Annotated in this window: 20 protein-coding genes; 7 read left to right on the top strand and 13 right to left on the bottom strand. The window is 67.8% G+C overall.

Annotation, left to right across the window (positions count from 1 at the left end; genetic code table 11):
* Positions 1 to 19: 19 nt before the first annotated feature.
* Together topA and ACLH0K_RS14730 are read right to left on the bottom strand one after the other, a co-directional pair.
* Complete coding sequence (topA, locus tag ACLH0K_RS14725) at positions 20 to 2746, bottom strand: type I DNA topoisomerase (protein ID WP_411374293.1); 2727 nt, start codon at positions 2744 to 2746, stop codon at positions 20 to 22.
* Positions 2747 to 2869: 123 nt separating this feature from the next.
* Positions 2870 to 4507 carry a methyltransferase gene (locus ACLH0K_RS14730; protein ID WP_411374294.1) on the bottom strand — a complete coding sequence of 546 codons (1638 nt, stop codon included), beginning with the start codon at positions 4505 to 4507 and terminating at the stop codon, positions 2870 to 2872.
* A gap of 78 nt (positions 4508 to 4585) precedes the next feature.
* Between ACLH0K_RS14730 and ACLH0K_RS14735 the strand changes: the two genes are divergently transcribed.
* Both ACLH0K_RS14735 and ACLH0K_RS14740 read left to right on the top strand, forming a co-directional pair.
* The gene (locus ACLH0K_RS14735; protein ID WP_411374295.1) at positions 4586 to 5041 is read left to right on the top strand and encodes a hypothetical protein; all 456 of its coding nucleotides are present in this window, start codon (positions 4586 to 4588) and stop codon (positions 5039 to 5041) included.
* A 49-nt stretch (positions 5042 to 5090) separates the two neighbouring features.
* A complete protein-coding gene (locus ACLH0K_RS14740) occupies positions 5091 to 5663 on the top strand; it encodes a hypothetical protein (protein WP_411374296.1) in 573 nt (190 codons plus the stop codon).
* A gap of 38 nt (positions 5664 to 5701) precedes the next feature.
* Here the strand turns inward: ACLH0K_RS14740 and ACLH0K_RS14745 are convergent, their stop codons facing one another.
* Positions 5702 to 6595 (bottom strand): rhodanese-related sulfurtransferase, encoded by an 894-nt coding sequence (locus tag ACLH0K_RS14745; RefSeq protein WP_411374297.1) that lies wholly within the window; start codon positions 6593 to 6595, stop codon positions 5702 to 5704.
* A 139-nt stretch (positions 6596 to 6734) separates the two neighbouring features.
* Between ACLH0K_RS14745 and ACLH0K_RS14750 the strand changes: the two genes are divergently transcribed.
* Together ACLH0K_RS14750 and ACLH0K_RS14755 are read left to right on the top strand one after the other, a co-directional pair.
* The gene (locus tag ACLH0K_RS14750; RefSeq protein ID WP_411374298.1) at positions 6735 to 7427 is read left to right on the top strand and encodes a GNAT family N-acetyltransferase; all 693 of its coding nucleotides are present in this window, start codon (positions 6735 to 6737) and stop codon (positions 7425 to 7427) included.
* An 88-nt stretch (positions 7428 to 7515) separates the two neighbouring features.
* Entirely contained in the window at positions 7516 to 9903 is a 2388-nt protein-coding gene (locus ACLH0K_RS14755; protein WP_411374299.1) for a DEAD/DEAH box helicase, read from the top strand.
* 43 nt (positions 9904 to 9946) lie between these two features.
* On the opposite strand, the gene ACLH0K_RS14760 is transcribed toward ACLH0K_RS14755, so the two are convergent.
* The 7 genes from ACLH0K_RS14760 to ssd form a co-directional block, all read right to left on the bottom strand.
* A complete protein-coding gene (locus tag ACLH0K_RS14760) occupies positions 9947 to 10324 on the bottom strand; it encodes an Rv3654c family TadE-like protein (protein WP_411374300.1) in 378 nt (125 codons plus the stop codon).
* Positions 10321 to 10806 carry a TadE family type IV pilus minor pilin gene (locus tag ACLH0K_RS14765; protein ID WP_411374301.1) on the bottom strand — a complete coding sequence of 162 codons (486 nt, stop codon included), beginning with the start codon at positions 10804 to 10806 and terminating at the stop codon, positions 10321 to 10323. Before ACLH0K_RS14765 ends, ACLH0K_RS14760 begins: the two co-directional genes overlap by 4 nt.
* Positions 10803 to 11147 (bottom strand): DUF4244 domain-containing protein, encoded by a 345-nt coding sequence (locus ACLH0K_RS14770; RefSeq protein WP_411374302.1) that lies wholly within the window; start codon positions 11145 to 11147, stop codon positions 10803 to 10805. Before ACLH0K_RS14770 ends, ACLH0K_RS14765 begins: the two co-directional genes overlap by 4 nt.
* A gap of 142 nt (positions 11148 to 11289) precedes the next feature.
* On the bottom strand, positions 11290 to 11901 hold the full coding sequence (locus ACLH0K_RS14775) for a type II secretion system F family protein (protein ID WP_411374303.1): 612 nt from the start codon (positions 11899 to 11901) through the stop codon (positions 11290 to 11292).
* Positions 11898 to 12668 carry a type II secretion system F family protein gene (locus ACLH0K_RS14780; RefSeq protein WP_411374304.1) on the bottom strand — a complete coding sequence of 257 codons (771 nt, stop codon included), beginning with the start codon at positions 12666 to 12668 and terminating at the stop codon, positions 11898 to 11900. Before ACLH0K_RS14780 ends, ACLH0K_RS14775 begins: the two co-directional genes overlap by 4 nt.
* Positions 12665 to 13936 carry a TadA family conjugal transfer-associated ATPase gene (locus tag ACLH0K_RS14785; RefSeq protein ID WP_411376488.1) on the bottom strand — a complete coding sequence of 424 codons (1272 nt, stop codon included), beginning with the start codon at positions 13934 to 13936 and terminating at the stop codon, positions 12665 to 12667. The genes ACLH0K_RS14780 and ACLH0K_RS14785 overlap by 4 nt, the downstream gene beginning before the upstream one ends.
* A gap of 47 nt (positions 13937 to 13983) precedes the next feature.
* Positions 13984 to 15177: a septum site-determining protein Ssd gene (ssd, locus tag ACLH0K_RS14790; protein WP_411374305.1), complete on the bottom strand. Its 1194-nt coding sequence runs from the start codon at positions 15175 to 15177 to the stop codon at positions 13984 to 13986.
* A 135-nt stretch (positions 15178 to 15312) separates the two neighbouring features.
* Between ssd and ACLH0K_RS14795 the strand changes: the two genes are divergently transcribed.
* Positions 15313 to 17031 (top strand): bifunctional 3'-5' exonuclease/DNA polymerase, encoded by a 1719-nt coding sequence (locus ACLH0K_RS14795; protein ID WP_411374306.1) that lies wholly within the window; start codon positions 15313 to 15315, stop codon positions 17029 to 17031.
* A gap of 160 nt (positions 17032 to 17191) precedes the next feature.
* Positions 17192 to 17383: a YegP family protein gene (locus tag ACLH0K_RS14800; RefSeq protein ID WP_411374307.1), complete on the top strand. Its 192-nt coding sequence runs from the start codon at positions 17192 to 17194 to the stop codon at positions 17381 to 17383.
* 92 nt (positions 17384 to 17475) lie between these two features.
* Here ACLH0K_RS14800 and ACLH0K_RS14805 read toward each other — a convergent pair whose 3' ends face one another.
* The 3 genes from ACLH0K_RS14805 to ACLH0K_RS14815 form a co-directional block, all read right to left on the bottom strand.
* Positions 17476 to 18153, bottom strand: a complete 678-nt coding sequence (locus tag ACLH0K_RS14805) for an NUDIX hydrolase (protein WP_411374308.1) — start codon at positions 18151 to 18153, stop codon at positions 17476 to 17478.
* Positions 18150 to 18944: an endonuclease III gene (nth, locus tag ACLH0K_RS14810; RefSeq protein ID WP_411376489.1), complete on the bottom strand. Its 795-nt coding sequence runs from the start codon at positions 18942 to 18944 to the stop codon at positions 18150 to 18152. The genes ACLH0K_RS14805 and nth overlap by 4 nt, the downstream gene beginning before the upstream one ends.
* A gap of 83 nt (positions 18945 to 19027) precedes the next feature.
* A complete protein-coding gene (locus tag ACLH0K_RS14815) occupies positions 19028 to 20365 on the bottom strand; it encodes a hypothetical protein (RefSeq protein ID WP_411374309.1) in 1338 nt (445 codons plus the stop codon).
* 406 nt (positions 20366 to 20771) lie between these two features.
* Between ACLH0K_RS14815 and acs the strand changes: the two genes are divergently transcribed.
* On the top strand, positions 20772 to 22772 hold the full coding sequence (acs, locus tag ACLH0K_RS14820) for an acetate--CoA ligase (protein WP_411374310.1): 2001 nt from the start codon (positions 20772 to 20774) through the stop codon (positions 22770 to 22772).
* The last annotated feature ends 89 nt before the right edge of the window (positions 22773 to 22861 follow it).

Genomic DNA, 22861 nt, shown 5'->3' on the forward strand with positions numbered 1-22861 from the left:
CGCAATTCGCGGCAGACGCCTACTTCTTTGCCGCTGCCTTCTTCTTGGCCGGGGCTTTACGGGTGGCGGTGCGCTTGACCGGCCCCTTGGCCCGCTTCTCCGCGAGGAGCTCCACTGCCTGTTCCCGGGTCAATTCCTCCAGCGAGGTGGCGCGCGGGACCGTGATGTTGGTGATGCCGTCGGTGATGTACGGCCCGAACCGGCCTTCCTTCACCACGATGTTCTTCTCCGACACCGGGTCCGGGCCGAACTCGGCCAGCGGCGGCACGGCGGCACGGGCGCCGCGCTGCTTCGGCTGGGAGTAGATTTCCAGGGCCTGTTCCAGCGTGATGGTGAAGATTTCCTCTTCCGAGCCGATGGACCGGGAGTCCGTACCCTTCTTCAGGTAGGGGCCGAACCGGCCGTTCTGCACCGTGATGGGGTTGCCGTCGGCGTCCTCGCCCAGCACTCGGGGCAGGCTCATCAGTTGCAGGGCCTCATCCAGGGTGACGGATTCCACCGTCATGGACTTGAACAACGAACCGGTCCGCGGCTTGGCCTTGACGGGCTTCTTGGGCGGCTTCGGCTTGCCGTTCTTGTAGTACTCCACCGGTTGCTTGGCGAGTTCTTCCTCACTGATCTCCGGGATGATCTCCGTGACGTACGCCCCGTAGCGCCCGTTCTTGGCAACAATGGTGTGCCCGGTATGCGGATCGGTGCCCAGCACGCGTTCCTCCGGAGCCGCCGTCTCCATCAGCTCAATAGCTTTGGCTGCGGTGAGCTCGTCAGGGGCCAGGTCCTCGGGAACGTTGGCGCGCGCGGACTCCACGAGTTCTCCGGTCTTGGCGTCCAACGTGGGCAGCGAGCTTTCCAGGTAGGGGCCGAACTTGCCCACCCGGAGCGTGATGCCGTCGGTGATGGGCACGGAGTTGATTTCCCGGGCGTCGATCTCGCCCAGGTTGTTCACGATGCTCAGCAGGCCGGGATCAGCATCCTCGCCGAAGTAGAAGTGCTTCAGCCAGGCTGCGCCCACTTCCTGCCCGTTGGCAATCTTGTCAAGGTCGCCTTCCATGTCGGCGGTGAACTCGTAGTCCACGTAGTCGGAGAAGTGCTGCTCCAGCAGCCGGATTACGGAGAAGGCGATCCAGCTGGGAACCAGCGCCGATCCCTGCTTCCGGACATAGCCCCGGTCCTGGATGGTGGAGATGGTGGAGGCATACGTGGAGGGACGGCCGATGCCCTTCTTTTCCAGCTCTGCCGTCAGGGACGCTTCCGTGTAGCGCGGCGGCGGCGACGTTTCGTGTCCCACGGCCACGATTGCCGAGGCGGTGAGCGAATCGCCCTTGGCCACGTTGGGCAGGCGGCGTGCCTCGTCCGAGTCCTCGTCGCCGCGGGTCTCGTCCTTGCCCTCCTCGTAGGCTGCGAGGAAGCCGGGGAAGGTGATGACGGTGCCGGAGGCGGAGAATTCGGCGTCCCGGCCGTCGGCGGCGACGGCCCCGAGCCGGATGGTGGCGGTGGAGCCCTTGGCGTCGGCCATCTGCGAGGCGACGGTGCGCTTCCAGATCAGTTCGTAGAGGCGGAACTCGTCGCCGGAGAGCTGGGAAGCCACCTGGGCAGGAGTGCGGAAGGAGTCGCCGGCGGGCCGGATGGCCTCGTGGGCTTCCTGCGCGTTGGCGGCCGTGTTGGAGTAGACCCGCGGTGAGCCCGGGACGTACTCCGGCCCGTACAGCTCTGATGCCTGCCGCCGGGCGGCGGTGATGGCTTCGTCGCTCAGCGCCGAGGAGTCTGTACGCATATAGGTGATGTAGCCGTTTTCGTACAGCCGCTGCGCGATCTGCATGGTGCTTTTGGAGGAGAACCGCAGCTTGCGCCCCGCTTCCTGCTGCAGCGTGGAGGTGGTGAACGGCGCGGCAGGGCGGCGGGTGTACGGCTTGGTTTCGACGGAGCGGACCGTGAACGAAGCGTCCTGCAGCCCTGCGGCCAGCGACGTAGCCAGCTCCTCGTTCAGGTGCGCGACGTTCTTGGAGACCAGCACGCCGTCGTCGTTGAAGTCCCGGCCCGCGGCGACCTTGGCGCCATCCACTGCGGCCAGCTTGGCCTTGAAGGATCCGGCGTCCGCGCCGAACTGTCCGGTGAGGTCCCAGTAGGAGGCTGCCTTGAAGGCCATGCGTTCGCGTTCACGGTCCACCACCATGCGGGTGACCACGGACTGTACGCGGCCGGCGGACAGCCCGCGGGCCACCTTGCGCCACAGGACGGGGGAAATCTCGTAGCCGTAGAGCCGGTCCAGAACGCGCCGGGTCTCTTGCGCGTCCACCAGGGCGGAGTCGACGTCGCGCAGGTTGCCCATGGCGCGCTGGATGGCTTCCTTGGTGATTTCGCCGAACGTCATCCGGTACACCGGGACCTTGGGCTTGAGTACTTCCAGCAGGTGCCACGCGATGGCTTCGCCCTCGCGGTCCCCATCTGTTGCGAGGTAGAGTTCGTCGGCGTCTTTGAGGGCCGCCTTGAGTTCAGTGACCTTTTTCTTCTTGTCCGCGGACACCACGTAGTAGGGCTTGAAGTCGTTTTCAATATCGACGGCGAACTTGCCCACCGACGTCTTCTTCAGTTCGGCAGGGAGCTCCGATGGCTGCGGCAGGTCGCGGATGTGACCAATGGAGGCCTCTACGATGAAGCCCTCGCCGAGGTACTTGGCGATGGTCTTGCTCTTGGCCGGAGACTCCACAATCACGAGTTTCTTGCCGGTTTTGGCCTTGCTTGGCACGGTGCTCCTACAGAAAAAGGTTGCTGGGGCAGATGAGCCCATATTGGCCTAGTTCACCATATTTTCGACAATCTTGCGCAGTCCTGTGGAAAAGCCGGGGGTCCGGAGAGGCCCCGCAGGTACTCACCCAGCGGCAGGAACCAGGAAGCCGTCGCGGACCAGGTTTTCGACGTCGGCAAGGAGTGCGCGCCGGAAGGAACCGGCGTCTGCAGACCCGTCGTCCCCGCCCAGCAGCGCCTCCAGGGCGACGGCGATCTGCCCGGCGGACAGGTCGCCGTCGCACGCCGAAACAAAGCCCGCAAGCCCGGTGCTGAGCAGGTTGGTGCGCCGCAGCCCCGCTCCCTGGCGCAGCAGGATAACGCCCGGATGCTCCGCGCCGGGCCGCTGGTGCCGTTCCTCCGTGACGTCGTCCGCCACCAGCAGGTGCGCATCCTCCAGACTGTGGGACGCCAGCCAGTCGGCGCGTTCGACGGCGGCGCCCAGGTGCGGGCCGATGGGCTGCTCGATGGGGTAGGTAATCTCCTCGAACCGGCGGAGGGCCGGTCCACCGGACAGCGGGCGGCGGAGCCAAACCATGCCGAAGCCGATGCCCGCCACCTTCCGCGATTCAAAGTCGTCCAGGTAGGCGGCGTACGCCTCCTGGTAGTGCCGGCGGTCGCGGCTTTCCGAGGCGTCCTGCAGCCATGTTTCGGCGTACTGCTCCGGGCTGACCAGCTCCCTCTGGATGAACCAGGCGTCCACACCGGACGGGACCCACCCCCTGGGCCGATCATGCCATTCTGCGCCCGCTGCCACTTCCCAGTTGCCCAGCATCTGGGCCGTGCCCCCGGGAGCGAGCACGCCGGGCAACTCCTCAACCAGTGAGGAAACGATCTGGTCGCCCGGCAGCCCGCCGTCGCGGTAGGTGAACTGTCCGGCGGCATCCTCGCCCGGACGCCGCGGGGTGATGACGAAGGGCGGGTTGGATACCACCAGGTCGAAGGCCTCGCCGGCGACGGGTTCCAGGAGCGAGCCGAGCCGGAGGCTCACCCGGTCCTCCAGCCGCTCCGGGTCCACGGAGAGGGCGGCGGCGTTGAGCAGGATGTTGAACCGGGTGAAGGCAAGGGCCCGCTCGGAGATGTCGGTGGCAGTGACGTGTTCGCAGTGGTGCAGCAGGTGGAACGTTTGGATGCCGCACCCTGTGCCAAGGTCCAGTGCCCGCCGGGTGTGGCGGCGGATGGTGGTCTGCACCAGGGTGGTGGAGGCCTGCCCGATGCCCAGGACGTGGTCGTGCCGGAGGACGCCCTCCTGCTGGTGTGCCGCGAGGTCGCTTGCCACCCACAATTCGGCGCCGCCGCTGCCGTCCTGGTTCGCGTCCCATCCGTACGGCCGCAGGTCAGCCTTGGCACTGAGCAGACCGGTGCCGGGGACGGGCTGGACCAGCCCGAGTTCCAGCAGGCCTGCCGCACCGGTGCCCGGCAGGGCGGCGTCGAGCGTTGCACCGTCCTGGGGCTCGGCAAGGAGCCAAAGACGGACGACGGCGGCGAGGCGACGGGCGCCGTCCTCCTCCTTGGCAGCCCGCTGGGTGGCCAGCAGGGCGGGAATTGTCTGGTCGCGGTTCAGCGCGGCGGAAGCGGCGGGACCCAGGAGTTGCGCGACGCCGTCGAGCGTGTAACCGAGCCGGCGCAGATCTTCCGCGAGGGCGGCCAGCAGCCCAGGACGGTCGCTGCGGGGGGCGTCCGGGGTATTGCCGGCGGTGAACTCATATGGGGAACTAGGCACCGGACAAGTTTAGTCCGGGGCCTGACCGTGACCCCTCGCCCATGTTGGGCTTTCCCGTCCAAGGGGTAGCGTGGAAACATGCCTTTCAGCCTGTCCCCCCTTCCGCATGCCCGCGGCCGGCTCCTCCTGGAAAGCGGCGCGGCGGTGGCTGCTGCCTTCACCCTGGCGGCGTGCTCCCCGGTGGTATCCATCGAGAACGCGGACGTCCCCCAGTGGCGGGCCACAGCCCTCCCGCCCGCCTCCGGGGAGGTGCTCGGGGATGCCGGAAAGATCCTGAACCGGGACCGCATTGTCCGGGAGGCTGCAAATGTTCCTCCCGGGCGCTATACGTTGACGGCCACGTGCGAGGGCGGGGGCAAGGCCTTTTTTGCTGTGTCGCTGAACGGGACACAGGTGGTGGACGCCGGCGCAGCCTGCAACGGCAGCAGGGAAACCGCCAGGATCACGCTGCCCGAGTCCGGCAGCCTTGAAATCAGCACCTCCAGCGTGGACGCCCCGCTGATCTACGCCTACCAGTTGCTGCCCGCTGAATAGGACCGGCCCTCCTATGGTCCGCCGGCGCGTGCGGGCTTAAAGTCGGACTATGCCCAGCGTGCGGAGACACTCCGCGCCCCCTTCCCCGGGGACAGCACCGGCGCTGCATGCACAGAAGCGGGCGAGCGCCGTCGTCCTTGGCCTTGTGCTGGCGGCAGGGGCGGCGACGGGCGGCTGCGAATACACCTACGACGACGGCCGCGACTGGTCCGGCACCACGGAAACCGGGCAGACAGCCGCTCCCGCTCCGGTCTTCACCCGTGACCCGCTGCGGCGTGACCCCGTGCCGGAGGACGAACTGGACGGCTGGGTCTCGCGGACCCTGTCCGATACCCCGCAGCCGGTGGTGCACGCGGGAGCGGGGCTGCTGGCAGCCGGTGAGGTGCGGACGGAGGCCACCCCGGTCCTGGAAACGGGCACTTACGCACTGGCCCTGGCCTGCCGCAGCCAGCGGCGGGTGACGTTCGTGGTCCGCAGCGACACGCTGACCCTGGTGGACCTGGGATTGAGGTGCGGGGTTAACCGCGAAAACGTCATCTATCTTTCGGCCGACACAGCGCTCAGCGTGACGGTGGAGGCACGGACCGGGGCGAACTTCGCCTACCGGTTGCGCAGGCTCTGACTCCTGGATGTTGGTGCCCGGCTGAAGCCGTGGTCCGTTCAGGCTGCGCAGCCCTCCGGGCAGCGCAGGGTCTCGGGGCTGGCCGAACATCCGGTGCAGTACAGCGTCAGGGTGCGGCAGCTGAGGTTTGAACAGTTTTCGAACTTGCTGGTGGGCGCCGAGCAGCGGGCGCATTCACCGATGGTCTTGGCGTCTTCGCTGAACTCCAGGTGCATCCGCTTGTCAAAGACGTAAAGGGAGCCCTCCCAGAGGCCCTGGTCCTTGAAGGCCTCCCCGTACCGGACGATGCCTCCGTCCAGCTGGTAGACCTCCTTGAATCCGCGGTTCACCATCAGGCTGGAAAGCACCTCGCAGCGGATACCGCCGGTGCAGTAAGTGACCACGGGTTTGCCTTTAAGGGAGTCGTACTTGCCTGAGTCCAGTTCCTTGATGAAGTCGTGCGTGGTGGCGACATCCGGGACCACGGCGTCCTTGAAACGGCCGATCTGGGCTTCGAAGGCGTTGCGGCCGTCGAAGAAAACCACCTCCTCCCCGTCCTGCTTCTTGGCGTCCACCAGCTGGTGGAGTTCCCCTGGCTTGAGGTGCTTGCCGCCGCCCACCACACCGTTGGCGTCCACTTTCAGCTCCCCGGGGGCGCCGAAGGAGACGATCTCGTCGCGCACCTTGACGCTGAGCTTCGGAAAGTCGCTTGCGCCGCCGTCGGACCATTTAACGTCGATACCCCGGAAACCCTTGTACTCTCTGGTTGTTTTCACGTACTGCTTCACAGCGTGGATTTCGCCGCCCACGGTGGCGTTGATGCCGTCCTTGGAAATGATGATCCGCCCGGTCAGGCCCAGGCTCTGGCAGAGGGCGCGCTGCCACAGCCGCACTGCGTCAGGATCCGGGATGGGGGTGAAGCCGTAGAAGAGGACGATTTTGTTCAAAGCCACGTATTTAAGGGTACCGGCTGGTGCCTGGCCGGCATGCGGTGGCACCCCCAGCCTTGCTCCTGCAAGACTGCGGGCACCGCGGATCACAATTGCATAAGCACCCTGTTACTGGCGATCGGGCTGGAATAGTGTTCATCCCATGAGCCCGGAAACCATGATTGAAGACATCACTGGCCTTCTTGAAGTGTGGGTGGCCGGCTGGGCCGGCTGCCGCGGATACCAGACAGCCAAAGAGGGCCGCTTCCCCGCCGCGCTCCGGGCAGACACGAGCGGCGAATGGGAATATTTCGCGTCGGATCCTACGGACGACGAGTTCGCCGGCCTCGCGGCGAAGACGGCGGAGGCGCCGTCCCGCGGCCTGACCATCCTTACCAACGACCTTGCCCGCTACACCGCCCTTGCCGCCCGGCACGGGCTTAATGCCACCTCCGATACCCAGACCATGATGATCGTGGACATGGCGACGCAGGACGCCGAGGACCCCTGGCTGTCCGACGACGACCTGGCCTTCTCGACGTCCGAACAAAACCGGGTCCACTATGCGGAAGTCCGGTCCGGCGACGCCCTCGCCGCCAGCGGCCGGGTGTTTGTCGTGGGCGATACCGCGGTGTTCGACAAGATCATCACCGAACCCGGGTTCCAGCGCCGCGGCCTTGGCGCCTTCATCATGCGCGCCCTGGCCGCTCAGGCCTTCGAGCATGACGTGACCACCGGACTGCTGCTGGCCTCCATCGACGGCCAGAAGCTGTATTCACACCTCGGCTGGAGCACTGTCTCGCGCGTGCTGATGCTCTCGGCCTCTCGGAACGGCGCGGACCTCTCCCTCAGCTGACCCCGGAAGTTTATTCCGTTGGCCTGCCGGGTTCCCCCGTGGGCGAACCGGTCCCCGGGCGGTTCGAGCCGGGTGAAACAATATTGGGGTGAACCCCCATGACTCCCTGCTTCCGCTGCTGGGCCGCAACCCGGAACCGGAACAGCTCCGTCATGTCCACACCATTCCGGCGCGTGCCGCTGTGCACCAGCCGTGGCCGTCGTGGGTGCACCCGGACCTGGTGGCCGCCTACGGTTCAAGGGGTATCCAGGAGCCGTACCGTCACCAGGTTGAAGCGGCCGATATCGCCCACGACGGCAGGCACGTGGTGGTGGCCACAGGAACGGCCTCAGGAAAATCACTCGCCTACCAGCTGCCTGCGCTGGACGCCATACACCGCTCGGAACTGCGCGTCCTCGCCGACCCCGGAAAGATCCACGACGACGGCGCGGTCACCCTCTACCTGTCCCCCACCAAGGCTTTGGCCGCCGATCAGCTGAACGCCATCCGTGCCCTGGAACTGCCCACGGTGAGGGCGGAAACGTACGACGGGGACACCGATCCTGCATCCCGGCGCTGGATCCGGGACCACGCCAACTTCATCCTGGCCAACCCTGACATGCTCCACTTCGGCATCCTCCCGAACCATGCCTGGTGGGCAGGGTTTTTCCGCCGCCTTCGCTATGTGATTGTGGACGAGGCCCACAGCTATCGCGGAGTGTTCGGGTCCCACGTGGCCAACCTGATGCGGCGGCTGCGCCGCGTGTGTGCCTACTACGGGGCCGGCACCTCCTTTCTCGAGCCTGTCTTTATTGCCGCCTCGGCGACTGCCTCGGACCCTGACGCGTCCTTCTCCCGGCTCATTGGCGCGCCCGTCCAGGCCGTGTCCACGGACTGTTCGCCGCACGGCGCCACCACGGTGGCGCTCTGGGAACCGGCCCTCACCGAGGTCAAGGGCGAGAACGGCGCCAAGGAACGGCGCACGGCAGTGGCCGAAACAGCGGACCTGCTGGCCAACCTGGTGTCCGCCCAAGTACGCACCATCGCCTTCATCAAGTCCCGGCGGGGCGCCGAAACCATTTCCTCGATCACCAAGCGCCTGCTGGACGAGGTGGATCCGAGCCTTCCACAGCGGGTTGCCGCCTACCGCTCGGGCTACCTGCCCGAGGAACGCCGGGCCGTGGAAAAGGCACTAAGGTCCGGCCGCCTGCTCGGGGTTTCCAGCACCTCTGCGCTGGAGCTGGGTATCGACATCTCCGGCCTGGACGCCGTCCTGGTGGCAGGCTGGCCAGGAACCCGGGCCAGCCTGTTCCAGCAGATCGGGCGGGCCGGAAGGGCGGGCCAGGCGGCCCTCGCGGCCTTTGTTGCAAGTGACGACCCTTTGGACACCTTCCTGGTCAACCATCCCGAAGCGATTTTCGACGTGTCCGTCGAGGCCACCGTTTTCGACCCGTCCAATCCCTACGTCCTGGGCCCGCACCTCTGCGCGGCAGCGGCAGAGCTCCCGCTTGGCCCGGGCGAACTGGACCTGTTCGGCCCAACCACTGAGGGTTTGCTGGACAAGCTGGTGGCCCAGGGCTACCTCCGCCGCAGGCCGGCCGGCTGGTTCTGGACGCATTCCCAGAGTGCCGCCGCCATGGTCAACCTGCGCGCCGACGGCGGCGGACCCGTCAGCATCGTGGATGCCGACACCGGTTCCCTCCTGGGCACGATGGACTCGCCGCAGACCCACTACCAGGCCCACAACGGCGCCGTCTATGTCCATCAGGGTGACACGTATGTGGTGGAGGACCTGAACGAGGACGACCACTGCGTGGTGGTCCGCCGCGCCAATCCCGACTATTACACCACCGCGCGGGACGTAACCCAGATCGAAGTGCTGGACACCCAGCGGACCATGCAGTGGGGTGACATCACCGTCCACTTCGGCGACGTAAAGGTCACCACCCAGGTGGTTTCCTTCCAGCGGAAAGCCTTGGTTTCGAACGAGATCCTCGGCGAGGAACCCCTTGACCTCGGCGCCAGGGAACTGTTCACGAAGGCCGTGTGGTTCGTGGTGGACAACAGGTCCCTGACCGCCGCCGGCCTTATCGAAGCCCAGTTCCCCGGTGCCCTGCATGCGGCCGAACATGCTGCGATCGGGCTCCTGCCCCTGGTGGCATCCAGCGACAGGTGGGACATCGGTGGCGTGTCAACAGCACTGCACGCCGACACCGGGGTGCCCACCATTTTTGTGTATGACGGGCACCCCGGCGGCGCGGGCTTCGCCGAGCGCGGCTTCGACAAGGCGAAAGTGTGGCTGGCTGCCACCCGGGATGCGATCAAGGCCTGCGAGTGCGATTCCGGCTGCCCGTCCTGCGTGCAGTCCCCCAAGTGCGGCAACAAGAACAATCCGCTGGACAAACACGCTGCCGTGACCCTGCTGGAGGTTTTGTTGAAGGACGCCACCGAGCCTGCCGCAGCCGGTGAACCGATCGTTGGTTCCCGTCCTGCCTGAGACCCGGAACGCCAGGACCAGGGCTCGGTAGGCCACCAGGCGGTTAAGGCGGAGGACCGGCGCGTGCGCGGCCGGTTGCGCGGCCCAGCACCGATCCCTCGTTCAGCTCCGTCCGGACCTCAACTGTCTGGCCCTGCCCTTCCATGCACTCCAGGAGTTGGGCGGCATGGCGGGACGCCACCTCCGCAGCAACGGCACAGGGTTGGCCCGTGGTGATGCCGCGGAGCGCGTCGGCGGCCGCGAGGGCAGCAAGATCAGCGGCGGTTGCCGCCCTGCTGGACTGGACAGCCGCCTGGGCCAGGAGCAGCATCATGACCATCGCAGTCATCACCACGAGGGCCAGCCCTGCCGCCAGGACTGTTCCCGAGCCCCGCTCGCCGTGGTCCAAGAGGGTCATCCGCCCCTCATCGCCGCCACTCATGCGTTGCCCCTGCCGCCGGCCGACCTGCCGGCGTGGCCGGCGGCCGGAGTCTCGCTCCGGGAGGAAGCCGTGGCTGTCAGCGTCCAGGGCATTGACGACCCCAAGGGCCCGCCCGCCCTGTCAGTGACAGTGACCCTGTACCATCCGCCCTCGGCAGAGACCGCTGTGGCCGCCGTCTCCCCGGCAAGGGTCCTGACGGTCCTTTGGACAGCGGCCGGATCCTCGCCCCTCGCCAGCGCCCGCGCTCCCGCCCGCGCCCCTTCCTCGATCCGCAGCTGCGTGACCCCGGCCGAGGCCCCTGTCAGGAGCATGGCCAGCAGTGCCACCACGGCGGGCAGGACCACGGCGAACTCTGCGGTGACGGCACCACGGGACAGGTCCGGCGCATGATCTGCCCGGAGGAACCTCCCTCCGCGGGTGCCTTGGACGGAAAGACCCGTTCCCGTTCTCCGGTCCCGCCCGGCGGCCGGAGCCCCGCTCACGGCAAGGCCAGTGCGGTGCGGATCAGGGTCAGCAGGAAGCCCCGTACCTCCTCGCTGCGGAGGATGAAGACGAGCAGCCCGGCCAGCCCCACGGCCGCGAGGGTGGCGATGGCATATTCAGCGGTGGCCATGCCGGTCTCGGATCCCGCCAGCCTGGCGGAGCTGCGGTGCTTTGGCACCAGACTGGCGCCGGGGTAGAGCTCCACGACGTTGCCCGGCAGGGTGCCGGCGTTCGCCGGTGCATCGCGGCGCCGGTTGCTGTTCCGGGCGGGGCCGCCGGGACGTGAAGCGGCAGGGACAGCGCATCCGGCGTAGTAGCGGCGGTGGTGGTTCATGGACATGTTGCGTTTCCTTTCCTGGGGCCGGTGATGTTGCCGGCAGTTGTGACTCTTCCGCCCGGGGGTAGGGGCCGGTAAGGCACCTCATTGGCTAAGTGGAAAAGCCGGAGCGGTTTGGTGGTGTGGAGGAGAACTGGGCGGGTTGCTAGCCGCCCGAGGGAACCAGCGCCAGCAGCACGGGGACCACACCCAGGCAAATAAAGGCCGGAAGCGAACACAGTCCGAGCGGGACCACAAGCTTCACCCCGAGTGAGGCGGCACGTTTCTCCGCTGCCCGGAACCGTTCACGGCGAAGCCTTGCCGCCTGCGCGTAAAGGATCGCCGAGGAGGGGGCACCTGTAAGCGCCGCAAACCCGAGGGCATCACGCAGTTCCAGCACCTCGGGCAGCCGCACCGCGGAACTGCGCCAGGCGGTGTCCCAGTCGGCGCCGATGGCCAAGGCGGACACCACCGGCCGCAGGGCATCGCTGTATCGTGCCGAGGCCGACGCCGCCACGAGTTCGAGGGAACGTCCGATGCTGGCACCGGCGTCCAGCATGGCTGCCACCAGTTCGAGCATCATGGCAGTATCGCGAAGGCCGGGTGCGCCCCAGCTACGGGCGGTTGCCGGCTCAGGAACCGACCCGTCGCCATGGTCCACGGCAAGGGGCAGTTTCCGCAGCCGTTTCCGGGGGTTGCCCCGTCCCGCCCAGGCGAGGCAGGTTGCGGCCGTGAGCGCCAGGAAGACGGCAAGGGCGGTCATATCGTCTGCGGTCATGGTGCCCTTCCGCCGGCAGCAACGGCCACCAGCCGCGCGGACCAGATTCTGCCGGCCACGGTGAGGCCAACCCCGGCAGCCAGCGCGGCCAACCCCAGGGGCGTGCCCAGCAGGATGGCAAGTGGATCGACCCCCAGCGCGGCGCCAAGTCCGAGCCCCATCAGAGGCAACCAGGTGAGCAGCCGCACTGTTGCCTTGGGACCGGCAAGCGCCGTCTGCCGGGCGGCGTCGGCGTCGTCTTCCACTTCCAGCTGTGCTGCGAAGCGTGTCAGCACGCCGGCCAGGGGGCAGCCGCTGGCTTCCGCGATGTCCAGGCAAGCCGCCAGTTCCGACCAAATTGCGGCTTCACGCTCCCGGACCGGCAGTGCCCCTGGGAGTGCCTTCCGGATTGCTGCAGACACCGGGGCGCCTTCAGCTGCCGCTGCCCTGGCGGCCGCCAGCACTGTGACAGACCCAGGAGGCAGGCGGTGGCCGGACTCTCCGCCCGCATACAACATCCATAACTCGTCCCAGAGCCTGCCCGGTGTCCGGCCGCCCTTCAGCAGTGCGGCGAGTTGCTGCACCAGCAGGGTCATGGGGGCCGAACCGGGGTTTCGTTTCCTGGCAGTCCCGGGACGCACCCACGGCAGGGCCTTGACCCGGCCAGCGGTCCGGGCCTGTCCCGGGCTTTTTCCTGCCAAAAAGCGAAGCCGTGCCGGTGCCCCTCGCGGTGGTTTCAGCAGCAGGACAACTGCGCAGCCGAGGATTGCCGCCAGGAGGAGGATCACGGGAGCTCCCCCGCGTCAACGCCCAACCGGGCTGCGAGCGCCGGCCAGGCAGGACCCGGAACTCCCGCAGCTGTTTCCAGTGCGGGAACAACCGCCAGCCCTTCCGGCCCGTCCGTGACGACGCCAAGGCAGGACACTTCCCTTCCCCGCAGCGTCCGGTCAACGTGGATAACCACATCGAGGGCGCTCGCCGCCTGCAGCCGCACCCCCTCAGGTCCAAGCCCGGCCAGTGCGCCCAAGGCCGCCAGCCTGGCCGGCACCGCCGCGGCCGTATTCGCGTGGATGGTGCCGCCACCGCCGCTGTGGCCGGTGTTCATGGCGGTCAGCAGGTCGCGGACTTCCGCGCCCCGGCATTCACCAACCACCAGCCGGTCCGGACGCATCCGCAGGGCCTGGCGCACCAGTTCGCCGAGGTCCACCTGGCCGCCGCCTTCCAGGTTCCCGTGCCGGGATTCAAGCGACACCACGTGCGGGTGGACCGGGTTGAGTTCGGCCGCATCCTCGATGAGCACCAGCCGTTCCGCGGGGGAACACAAGCCAAGGAGGGTGGACAGCAGGGTGGTCTTCCCAGACCCTGTGGCGCCGCTGACCAGGAAGCTCAGCCTGCGCTCAACGACCAGTTCCAGCACTTTGTGCAAGCGCAGCCCGAACATCCCGCTTGCCCGGAGCTCGTCCATGGCGAACACCCGCTCCCGCCGGATGCGGATGCTCAGCAGGGTCCCGGAGGTGGAAACCGGCGGCAGAACGGCATGGACGCGGTAACCGCCGGGCAACCGCACATCGACGCAGGGGGAACCGTCGTCAAGCCGCCGGCCGCCCGCTGCGATCAGCCTGCAGGCCAGTGCCCGCAGCTGCACTTCGTTGTCGAACACTACGGCGGTGCGCTCGATGCCGCGGCCCCGGTCCACCCAGACGCCGTCCGGCGCATTCACGAAAATATCCGTGGTGGCTGGATCACGGGTGAGCTCGTGCAAAGGTCCCAGCCCGTTCAGCTCGGCGCTGATCCGTTCCGCCGCCGCGAGGGAACCCGCGGTGCCCAGGAGCCTTCCGGTGGCCTGGACCGCAGCTGCAACGCGCGACGGCGTGACAGCCCCTGCCTCCGCCATCATGGACTCGCGGACCGATTCCAGCAGCCCTGCATCGACCCCGCGGCGGACCCGGCCGTCCTGGGGACGGTTGTCACGCCGTCGCCCGGCCTGAGGTGCCTCGAATGCGGGCTGGCCGGCAGCCGGCCCGCCAAAAGAACGCCCACCGGTTGCCGGCCGGATCCCGGGCGGACCTTCGGAAGCCGGACCCACGGCGGAATCGCCCTTACTCACGCCGGCTCGCAAAGGGGCATGTCGTCTCCGAGCATGTCGAGGACGGAAGCCGCGAAGTGCCGGACGCTGCGCCGGTTGCCCAAGTCCAGAAGTCGTCCCGATTCCATGGCCGCGGGCACCCCGCGCAGTTCCGGGACCCGTCCCTGGACCGGCAGTCCGATGGCTTCGGAGAGCAGGGAACCGTCCAGGGCGCTGCCGGGTTTACCGCGGACCAGCAGGGCAGCCTCAACGGGCGGGAACTCCTGCAGCAGCCGCGCCGCAGCCACCGCGGCCTTTAGCTGGGCGGGAACCACCACCAGGATCCGGTCACAATCCCATGCAAAGGCCTGCAGTGGCTCCGACCTCCTGCCGATGTCCACCACTACCAGCTCATAACCCCGCCGGGCAGCATCGAGTACACCGGCGCTGGTGGCAGCGGCGACAGGAACGGATGGCTCCCTGCTGGCAGGCCAGGAAAGAAAAGAGAAACCACCCGCCACAGGCAATGCGTCCGAAAGCTGGACGGGGTCGATGCTGCCCCGGGCCTCGGCGAGGTCAGGCCATCGCAGGCCCGGATTCTCCTCGGCTGCGATGGCAAGCTCAACCCCGCCACCCCATGGGTCCCCGTCAACCAGGAGCACCCGGACGCCCAGTCCTGCCGCAGCCTGCGCTATCCACACCGCTGCCGTGGTGGCCCCGGCCCCACCGCAGCCGCCGGTCACACCCAGGACAAGGCCGCCCGCTTCCGGCGAGCGCGAACGGCTGAGGTGGTCCGCCAGCCAGGCGGCCGCATCCGGGAGGACCGCCACCCGCTCTGCCCCCAGTGCTGCCGCCAGGTGCCACAGGCTGTCACCTTCGCCATCGAGTCCCACCAGCACGGCCGGTGCACGCCGCCGGGGCGGCAGTTCTCGGACGTCGCTGCCCACCAGGACAGCGCCGGCAGAGTCCCAGTACCTGCCGCTTTCGGCTGCGTCACCGGCAACCCTCAGGTGCGCACCGGCAGCAGCCACGATGCGTTCCACCTCTGCCCTTAGCAACGCGGAAGACGTCACCAGCAGTACCTCCGCCGAAGCGTCGGGCAGCCAGGAACCGGGGACAGGTTCCGCGGCAGCCGCGACGGGAAAGCGCCCGGCATCCCGGAAACCGGAGGCTCGCAGGGAGCCGCCGGAGGCCGGACCGGAATGGGACGGGGTGAGTTGGTGCCTGCTCATGGAGCCACTCTCCATTGGCGGCCTGCCCGGCGTAAGCCGCAGCGGCCGCTATGTGGAAAAGCACGAAAGATCCGGAGCAGGCGGCAGCACGCACACCGGGAAGGACCGGCACAGGAAACAGGGCAGAATGGGACCATGTACCTGCTGCTCGCCGCCCACCCCCGCGGCGCGGTGCTTCAGGAACTGACCCAGGCGGGTGATCCCCTGCCAGCCAACCCCGAGCCCCGCATTGTGGCGCACGAGGACCTCGCCGCCGTCGTCCGCCAGGTGGAGAAGGACCGCCCGGGCGGGACGGCCCCGCGCTGGATCTGGCGCCGCACCCAGGACTGGTACCCGGGACTGCTCCGGGCCGGGGTGGAGGTGGAGCGGTGCTACGACATCACCCTCTGCGGGAACATCCTGGCGTTTTCGGAGTTCACGGCGCACACCGACTATGCCCGGACCGCTGGCCTGACGCCCGTGGAAGACCCGGCGCTCCCGCCCAGGACGCTCCTTCCGCCGCGGCCGCCCGCGGACCAGGGCGCCCTTTTCGACGAACCCGCCACCCTTGCAGCACCAGTGGAGACCCTTGACGGCCTGCGTGCGGAGTACGCCGCGCAGCAGGCTGCCATAGCGGCGGCCAGTACCGGGGAGAACCGCCGTGGCAGGCTCCAGCTGCTGCTTGCCGCGGAATCCGCCGCCGCCATCATCGCGGTGGAAATGCAGCACGCTGGTGTCCCCTGGCGGGAAGACCTGCACGGCGGGATACTCGCCCAACAACTGGGACCGCGCCCGCCCGTGGGCCACCGGCCCGCCCGGCTGGAGATGCTGGCCGCCGAGCTCCGGGAACTGCTGAACATGCCCGCCCTGAACCCGGATTCCCCGCAGGACCTGATGCGGGCCCTGCACCGGAACGGCATTGAGGTGAAGAGCACCCGGAAGTGGGAGCTGCGGGAGTCCGGGCACCCCGCCATCGCGCCGCTGCTGGAGTACAAAAAGCTGTCCCGGCTGCATACCGCCAATGGCTGGGCCTGGCTGGATGCCTGGGTGGCAGGTGGCAGGTTCCGGCCGGAGTATGTGGTGGGCGGCGTGGTGTCCGGCCGCTGGGCGTCCCGCGGCGGCGGAGCTCTGCAGATCCCCCGGCAGGTCCGCGGCGCTGTGCATGCCGACCCTGGCCACAAACTGATCGTGGCCGACGCCTCGCAGCTGGAGCCGCGCGTCCTGGTGGCGCTGGCGCAGGACCCGGTCATGGCCGAGGCGGCACGGAACCAGGACCTCTACGCCGGCATCGCAGCAAAGGGTTTCGGCGGAGACCGGGCGAAAGCCAAGGTGGCCCTTCTGGGCGCCATGTACGGGGCCACGTCGGGCGAGTCGGGCCGGCTCATGCCGCAGCTTGCCCGGACCTACCCCCGCGCGGTGGACTTCGTGGAGCGCGCCGCGCGGACCGGTGAATCCGGCGGGACGGTGACCACCAGGCTGGGGCGCAGCAGCCCGCCGCCCTCGGAGCGCTGGTACCAGAGCCAGCGCTCCGCTTCCGCGGAAGAGCAGCGCAGGGCGGAATCCATTGCCCGGTCCCGCGGCCGGTTTACCCGGAATTTCGTGGTGCAGGGTTCAGCCGCGGACTGGGCGGCCTGCTGGCTTGCGGAATTGCGACGGCGGCTCCGGAGCATGCGCGCAAACGGCACACCGGGTGCCGAGCTGGTGTTCTTCCTCCACGACGAGGTCATGGTCCACGCCCCGGCTGAGGGGGTGGACCTGAGCATCAGGGCCATCGAGGATGCTGCCCGGTCCGCGAAGGAACTGCTGTTCGGCCACATTCCGGTGGAATTCCCGGTCAGCGTGGCGGTAGTGGACTCCTACGACAAGGCAAAATGACGGACCGTCAACGCATTTCCACCCCGCATGACACAGGGAAAGTAACCTACCCGGCAGTAGCTCGACGGGGACCGTGACGAAGGTTACAGTTTTTAGCGGCGACTGAGGCAGACCGGTCCGGAACTGATGCAACGACGCATACCACGGGAGGTCCCGGCATATGGCGGGCAGATTTGAAATTCACCGAGTTGGCGACGAGTCGTACCGGCTGCGGCTCACGGACGGGGAAGGCAACATCGTTGCCGTATCACCCAACTTCAAATCCCTGAACACGCTGCTTGACGGCATCAAGGCCATGCGGGAAAACGCGGCAACGGGGATCGTCGTGGACCTGAGGCAGCAGCAGGCCTAAGGTCCCCAAGACTGCGGGCACGTTACTGACCAGGGTGCCCGCACCAGACGGGGCAGCCGCGCTCAACGGCGCGCGTGGCTACCCTGGTTCTGTCACACCCCCAGCGGGTGCAGCCGGGTACGGTCCCACGGAACAGACCACCCGAGTTGGTCGAAGAGCCCGTTGAGGACAATCCCGGTAAACCCCCACACCAATACGCCGTTAACCGTGAAGCCAGGGCTGTCAAAGGTGCGCCCGGCGCGGTGCACGGTGGCCATCACCCGGTTGTCCGGGTCGAGCAGGTCCCGGACGGGTACCCGGAAGACCTGCGCGGACTCCGCGTAATCCACCACGCGGACGGGCGACGGCGACTGCCACCACGCAAGCACGGGCGTCACCAGAAAGTTGCTGTGCGCCAGGCCGAGCTGCTGCAGGGTGCCCAGGACTTCCACGCCTGCCGTTTCGAGCCCTGTTTCCTCCTCGGCCTCCCGCAATGCCGCTTCCACAGCAGACTCGCCGGCATCGATGCTGCCGCCGGGAAACGCGACCTGGCCGGGATGCGACCCGAGGGTGTGGGCGCGTTCCAGGAGCAACACATCCAGGTCGGCAGGTGCCAGCGGTTTGCCGGAGGACGCCGGAACGTCGTCGAGTTCACCGAAGAGCATGAGCACCGCTGCCTTGCGTGCCCGCTGCTCATCCACGGTGAGCGCCGCCCACCGCGGATCAGGCGTGGTGTCCGTTCCGGATTTCGCGCGGCGCACCAGCTCCACCAGGTCTTCGCGCGCGCTCATGGTGTCCTCTTTTGTGATTCCATCCGGATTTCGGCTGCCCTGTGCGTCTCCGCCAGAAGTTGCTCCAGCAACGCTTCGTTCCCCGGAGCCAGTTCATACTTGAGCAGCTTGGCCGCCTTCACCGGATCCGTCTCCCCCATGCCGTAGCTCGGGCACCAGTTGGCTACCGGACAGGCACCGCATGCAGGCCTGCGGGCGTGGCAGACCCGCCTGCCATGGAAGATCACCCGGTGGGACAGCATGGTCCAGTCCCTCGGTTCGAAGAGCTCGGTTACATCCCGTTCAATCTGCACGGGATCGTCGGATCTCGTCCAGCCGAACCGGTTGGCCAGCCGTGCGAAATGGGTATCCACGGAGACACCGGGGATACCGAACCCGTTGCCCAGGACGACGTTTGCAGTCTTGCGGCCAACACCAGGAAGGGTCACCAGGTCCTCAAGCCGGCCCGGCACCTCCCCGTTATAGTCGTCCACCAGGCGGGCACAGAGCGCGATGACATTCCTGGACTTGGCGCGGAAGAACCCAGTGGGCTTGAGGATCAGCTCAAGATCTTGCGGATCCGCCTCAGCCAGCGATCGGGCGTCCGGATAACGGGCAAAGAGCACCTTGGTGACCTGGTTGACGGTGACGTCGGTGGTCTGGGCCGAAAGCACGGTTGCCACCAGCAGCTCGAACGGATTGGTGAAATCGAGTTCGGCGTGCGCGTACGGATACTTTTCGGCCAGCGCCCTGTTGATGCGCCGTGCCCGCCGCTTCAGGGCGAGCATCGACTCGGAGGAGACTACCGGCATTCCGGCGGCCTGGCCGGCGGACGCCGTCTTTCCGCCCGCCTTGGCGGCCCTGCGGTGAGGCTGGCCCAGCGCGGCCATGGCTGCTAGCCGCGCTCGATATTGCTGAGATCGCGCAGGACGCCCAGCCGCCCGTCCGTGTGCTGGACCAGGAACTCGTGCCCCCGGTCCTCCAGGGCGAGCACCCAGCCGCCCGGCTCTATGACGAACGCCGGCGCCCCGGTACGCGGATCGTAGGCGGTGCGGTGCTGGGCGACGGCGAACCAGAACGCCTCGTGGATGGGTTGTTCCTCCAGTTCGTCATGCCGGCTGGAGGGATCGACGGTCGCGCCGATGGGGTCCTCCGTGCGGACCTGCTGGTGGACAGCCGTGGCAGCCGGCGGTTCCCACGTGCTGCGGGCGGGCGAGGCAGCCTGCTGCGCGCCGCCGTCGTGGTGTCCTGCCTGTGAGCTGCCGGCTGCGGAGGAACCGTGTGCCGCGGGCACGTCCCCGAACTGCGTTTCCTCAGCCGCTGGCGCGGATGCAGGGCTTACGACGTCGGCTGCCTGGGTGGGCGGACCGGCATCAATGTGGCGGTCCGCAACTTCGGGAGCGGTGGACACGGCTCCGGCTGCAGGGACGGCTGCGGTAGCCGGGGCGTGGTGTGCCGCGGCCGACGGCACGGCTGCGGTTGCCGGTTCGCCGTCACGGTCGCGGTCCGGGGAACCGGCCCGAACAGCCGAAGACCCGGAACCCGCACCGCCAAAGAGCTTCCCGGCGGCTCCGCCGAGCAGCTTTCCACCGGGTTTCGACCCTGTTTCAGGCTTGGGCTCTTTCGGGGCACGCGGCTTTTGGACGGGGACTGCGGCCTCGCGGGCCACCACATGGGCGGGCACTTCCGCACGGTCCTTGAAGTCGCCCGAAAGATACGGCAGGAAGCGGCCCAGCACGGTCGCTGCGAAGAAGATCAGGGATCCGATCAGGCCCACCAGCAGGCTGGGCACGTATGCACCTGCCACGGACAGGAAGAAAAAGGCGACGGCGAAGCAGGCCACCACCGACGCGAACTGGTCAACGGAGAGGGAGCCGACGCGGATCCGCGTGGCGGGCGCCAGCCTGCGGGCCGCGAAAAGCGCGCTGACGATCAGGGGCAGGATGATGCCCAGTCCCAGGAAGAAGAGGTTATTGAGGTTCCACAGGTTGTAACGGCCGCCGAAGATGGGCAACAGCGATGCGACAAACAGGATGAGCGTGGCCGCGAAGACAGCAAGGTCCCGCACGGTGAAAGGGCCCAGCACCGCCTGGTGTGCGTCTTTGGAAAGGCCCCCGGGCGTGGCCGTGCCTGCGGGCATGGCCTGCTGGCCGGCACCGGTGGCGGATTCCGCCGTTCCGGAACCTGCCGTGGTGTCCGGGCCGGTTTTCTGGCCGAAGCTCTGCTGGTTCATCTGTTCTCCTTAGCGTGGCGGCACCGGACCGAAGTCCGGGAACCGTCCCGATGTAACCGCGGAACCGCCGCCGCCAGGCACTGCTGATCCCTGCCTGCAACGGTCCGAAGTGAAGCCACAATTCCATTTCAGCCTAGTCAACAGCCGGGCTGATCACTAGCTGACAGGCTGCTGCGGAGACGCGGCCAGGACGGCCGCGCAAGCCACTCACCGCTAAATAAATGCCGTTCGCGGTCGTGTCTGTGACACGGCGCACATGCCCGCGCAGCCAAGCATTAGGCTTGGTTTCGGAACAGCTCTTTGCGGTGTGTCCGTGATCGGCCGGAGCCCGATGCCGCGCATGCGGACGGTCCCTGCCGGTGGCCGCCACGCCGCCCAGTGAAGATCGATGAATGATGAGGTTCACATGTCCCAGGACACTCCAAGCTCCATGGCCACCGTTCCCGCGGGCTCGGCACAGCAGGGCGATGCTTTTGAAAACCTGCTGCATGAGACCCGGACGTTCCCGCCCTCGCCGGAGTTTGCTGCCAACGCCGTGGTGACCGCCGCGGAGTACGGGGAAGCCGACGCCGACCGGCCCGCTTTCTGGGCGAAGCAGGCGCGGGAGCTGCTGACCTGGAGCAAGGATTTCGACGAGGCGCTGGACTGGTCCAACCCGCCGTTCGCGAAGTGGTTCGTGGGCGGGGAGGTCAACGCCGCATACAACGCGCTGGACCGGCACGTCGAGGCCGGCCGCGGCGACAGGGTTGCCATCCACTTCGAGGGCGAACCGGGTGATACCCGCACCTACACCTATGCGCAGCTCACCGAAGAGGTGAAGAAGGCCGCAAACGCCTTTGAGTCCCTGGGCGTGGCCAAGGGTGACCGGGTGGCTGTCTACCTGCCGATGATCCCCGAAGCGGTCATCACCCTCCTGGCGTGTGCCCGGATCGGGGCGGTGCACTCGGTAGTGTTCGGCGGGTTCTCTGCCGACGCGCTGCGCTCCCGGATCGAGGACGCCGAGGCCAAGCTGGTGGTCACCGCCGACGGCACCTACCGCCGCGGCAAACCCAGCGCCCTCAAGCCCGCCGTCGACGAGGCCCTGTCACGCGAAGGCCACACCGTGCAGAACGTGGTGGTGGTCAAGCGCAACGGCCAGGACGTGGACTGGACCGAAGGACGGGACCACTGGTGGGCGGACACCGTGGACGCCGCGTCCGCCGAGCACAGCGCCGTCGGCCACGACTCCGAGCACCCCTTGTTCATCCTCTACACCTCCGGCACCACCGGCAAGCCCAAGGGCATCCTGCACACCACCGGCGGGTACCTCACCCAGACCGCCTACACCCACAAGGCCGTGTTCGACCTGCACCCGGATACGGACGTGTACTGGTGCACGGCCGACGTCGGCTGGGTCACCGGCCACTCCTACGTCACCTACGCCCCGCTCATCAACGGCGCCACCCAGGTCATGTACGAAGGCACCCCGGACTCCCCGCACCAGGGCCGCTGGTGGGAGATCGTGGAAAAGTACAAGGTCTCCATCCTCTACACAGCCCCCACCGCAATCCGGACGTTCATGAAGTGGGGCCGGGAGATCCCGGACAAGTACGACCTCACCTCCCTGCGCGTCCTCGGCTCCGTCGGTGAACCCATCAACCCCGAAGCCTGGATGTGGTACCGGGACGTCATCGGCGGCGGCAAGACCCCCATCGTGGACACCTGGTGGCAGACCGAAACCGGCGCCCAGATGATCGCCCCGCTGCCCGGCGTCACTGCCGCCAAGCCCGGCTCCGCCCAGGTGCCGCTGCCCGGCATCGCCGTGGACGTCGTCGACGAGATGGGCGAGTCGGTTCCCAACGGGCATGGCGGGTTCCTGGTGATCCGCGAACCCTGGCCGGCCATGCTCCGCGGCATCTGGGGCGACCCCGAACGGTTTAAGGACACCTACTGGTCCCGGTTCGAGAACATGTACTTCGCCGGCGACGGCGCAAAAAGGGACGAGGACGGCGACATCTGGCTCCTGGGCCGCGTGGACGACGTCATGAACGTTTCCGGGCACCGGCTCTCTACCACCGAGATCGAATCCGCCCTGGTCTCCCACCCCGCAGTGGCCGAGGCCGCGGTCGTGGGCGCCACGGACGAAACCACCGGCCAGGCAGTGGTCGCGTTCGTCATCTTGCGCGGCGACGCCGCCAACAACGGCGACGACACCGTCCAGGAGCTCCGCAACCACGTGGGCAAGGAAATCGGCCCGATCGCCAAGCCGAAAAACATCCTGGTGGTTCCGGAACTGCCCAAGACCCGCTCCGGCAAGATCATGCGCCGCCTCCTCAAGGACGTCGCAGAAGGTCGCGACCCCGGTGACGCCACCACCCTCTCCGACCCCGCAATCATGCAGCAGATCGCGGCATCCCTCAGGAAGTAGGCATGTGAGGGAGGGGAGGGAGTCATCCTCCGCGCGCTGCTCGTTCCTCGCTTTGACGCGCGCTTCCGGATAACTCCCGCCCCTCCGCC

This window comes from Arthrobacter sp. MPF02 (assembly GCF_046605375.1).
Lineage (GTDB): Bacteria > Actinomycetota > Actinomycetes > Actinomycetales > Micrococcaceae > Arthrobacter.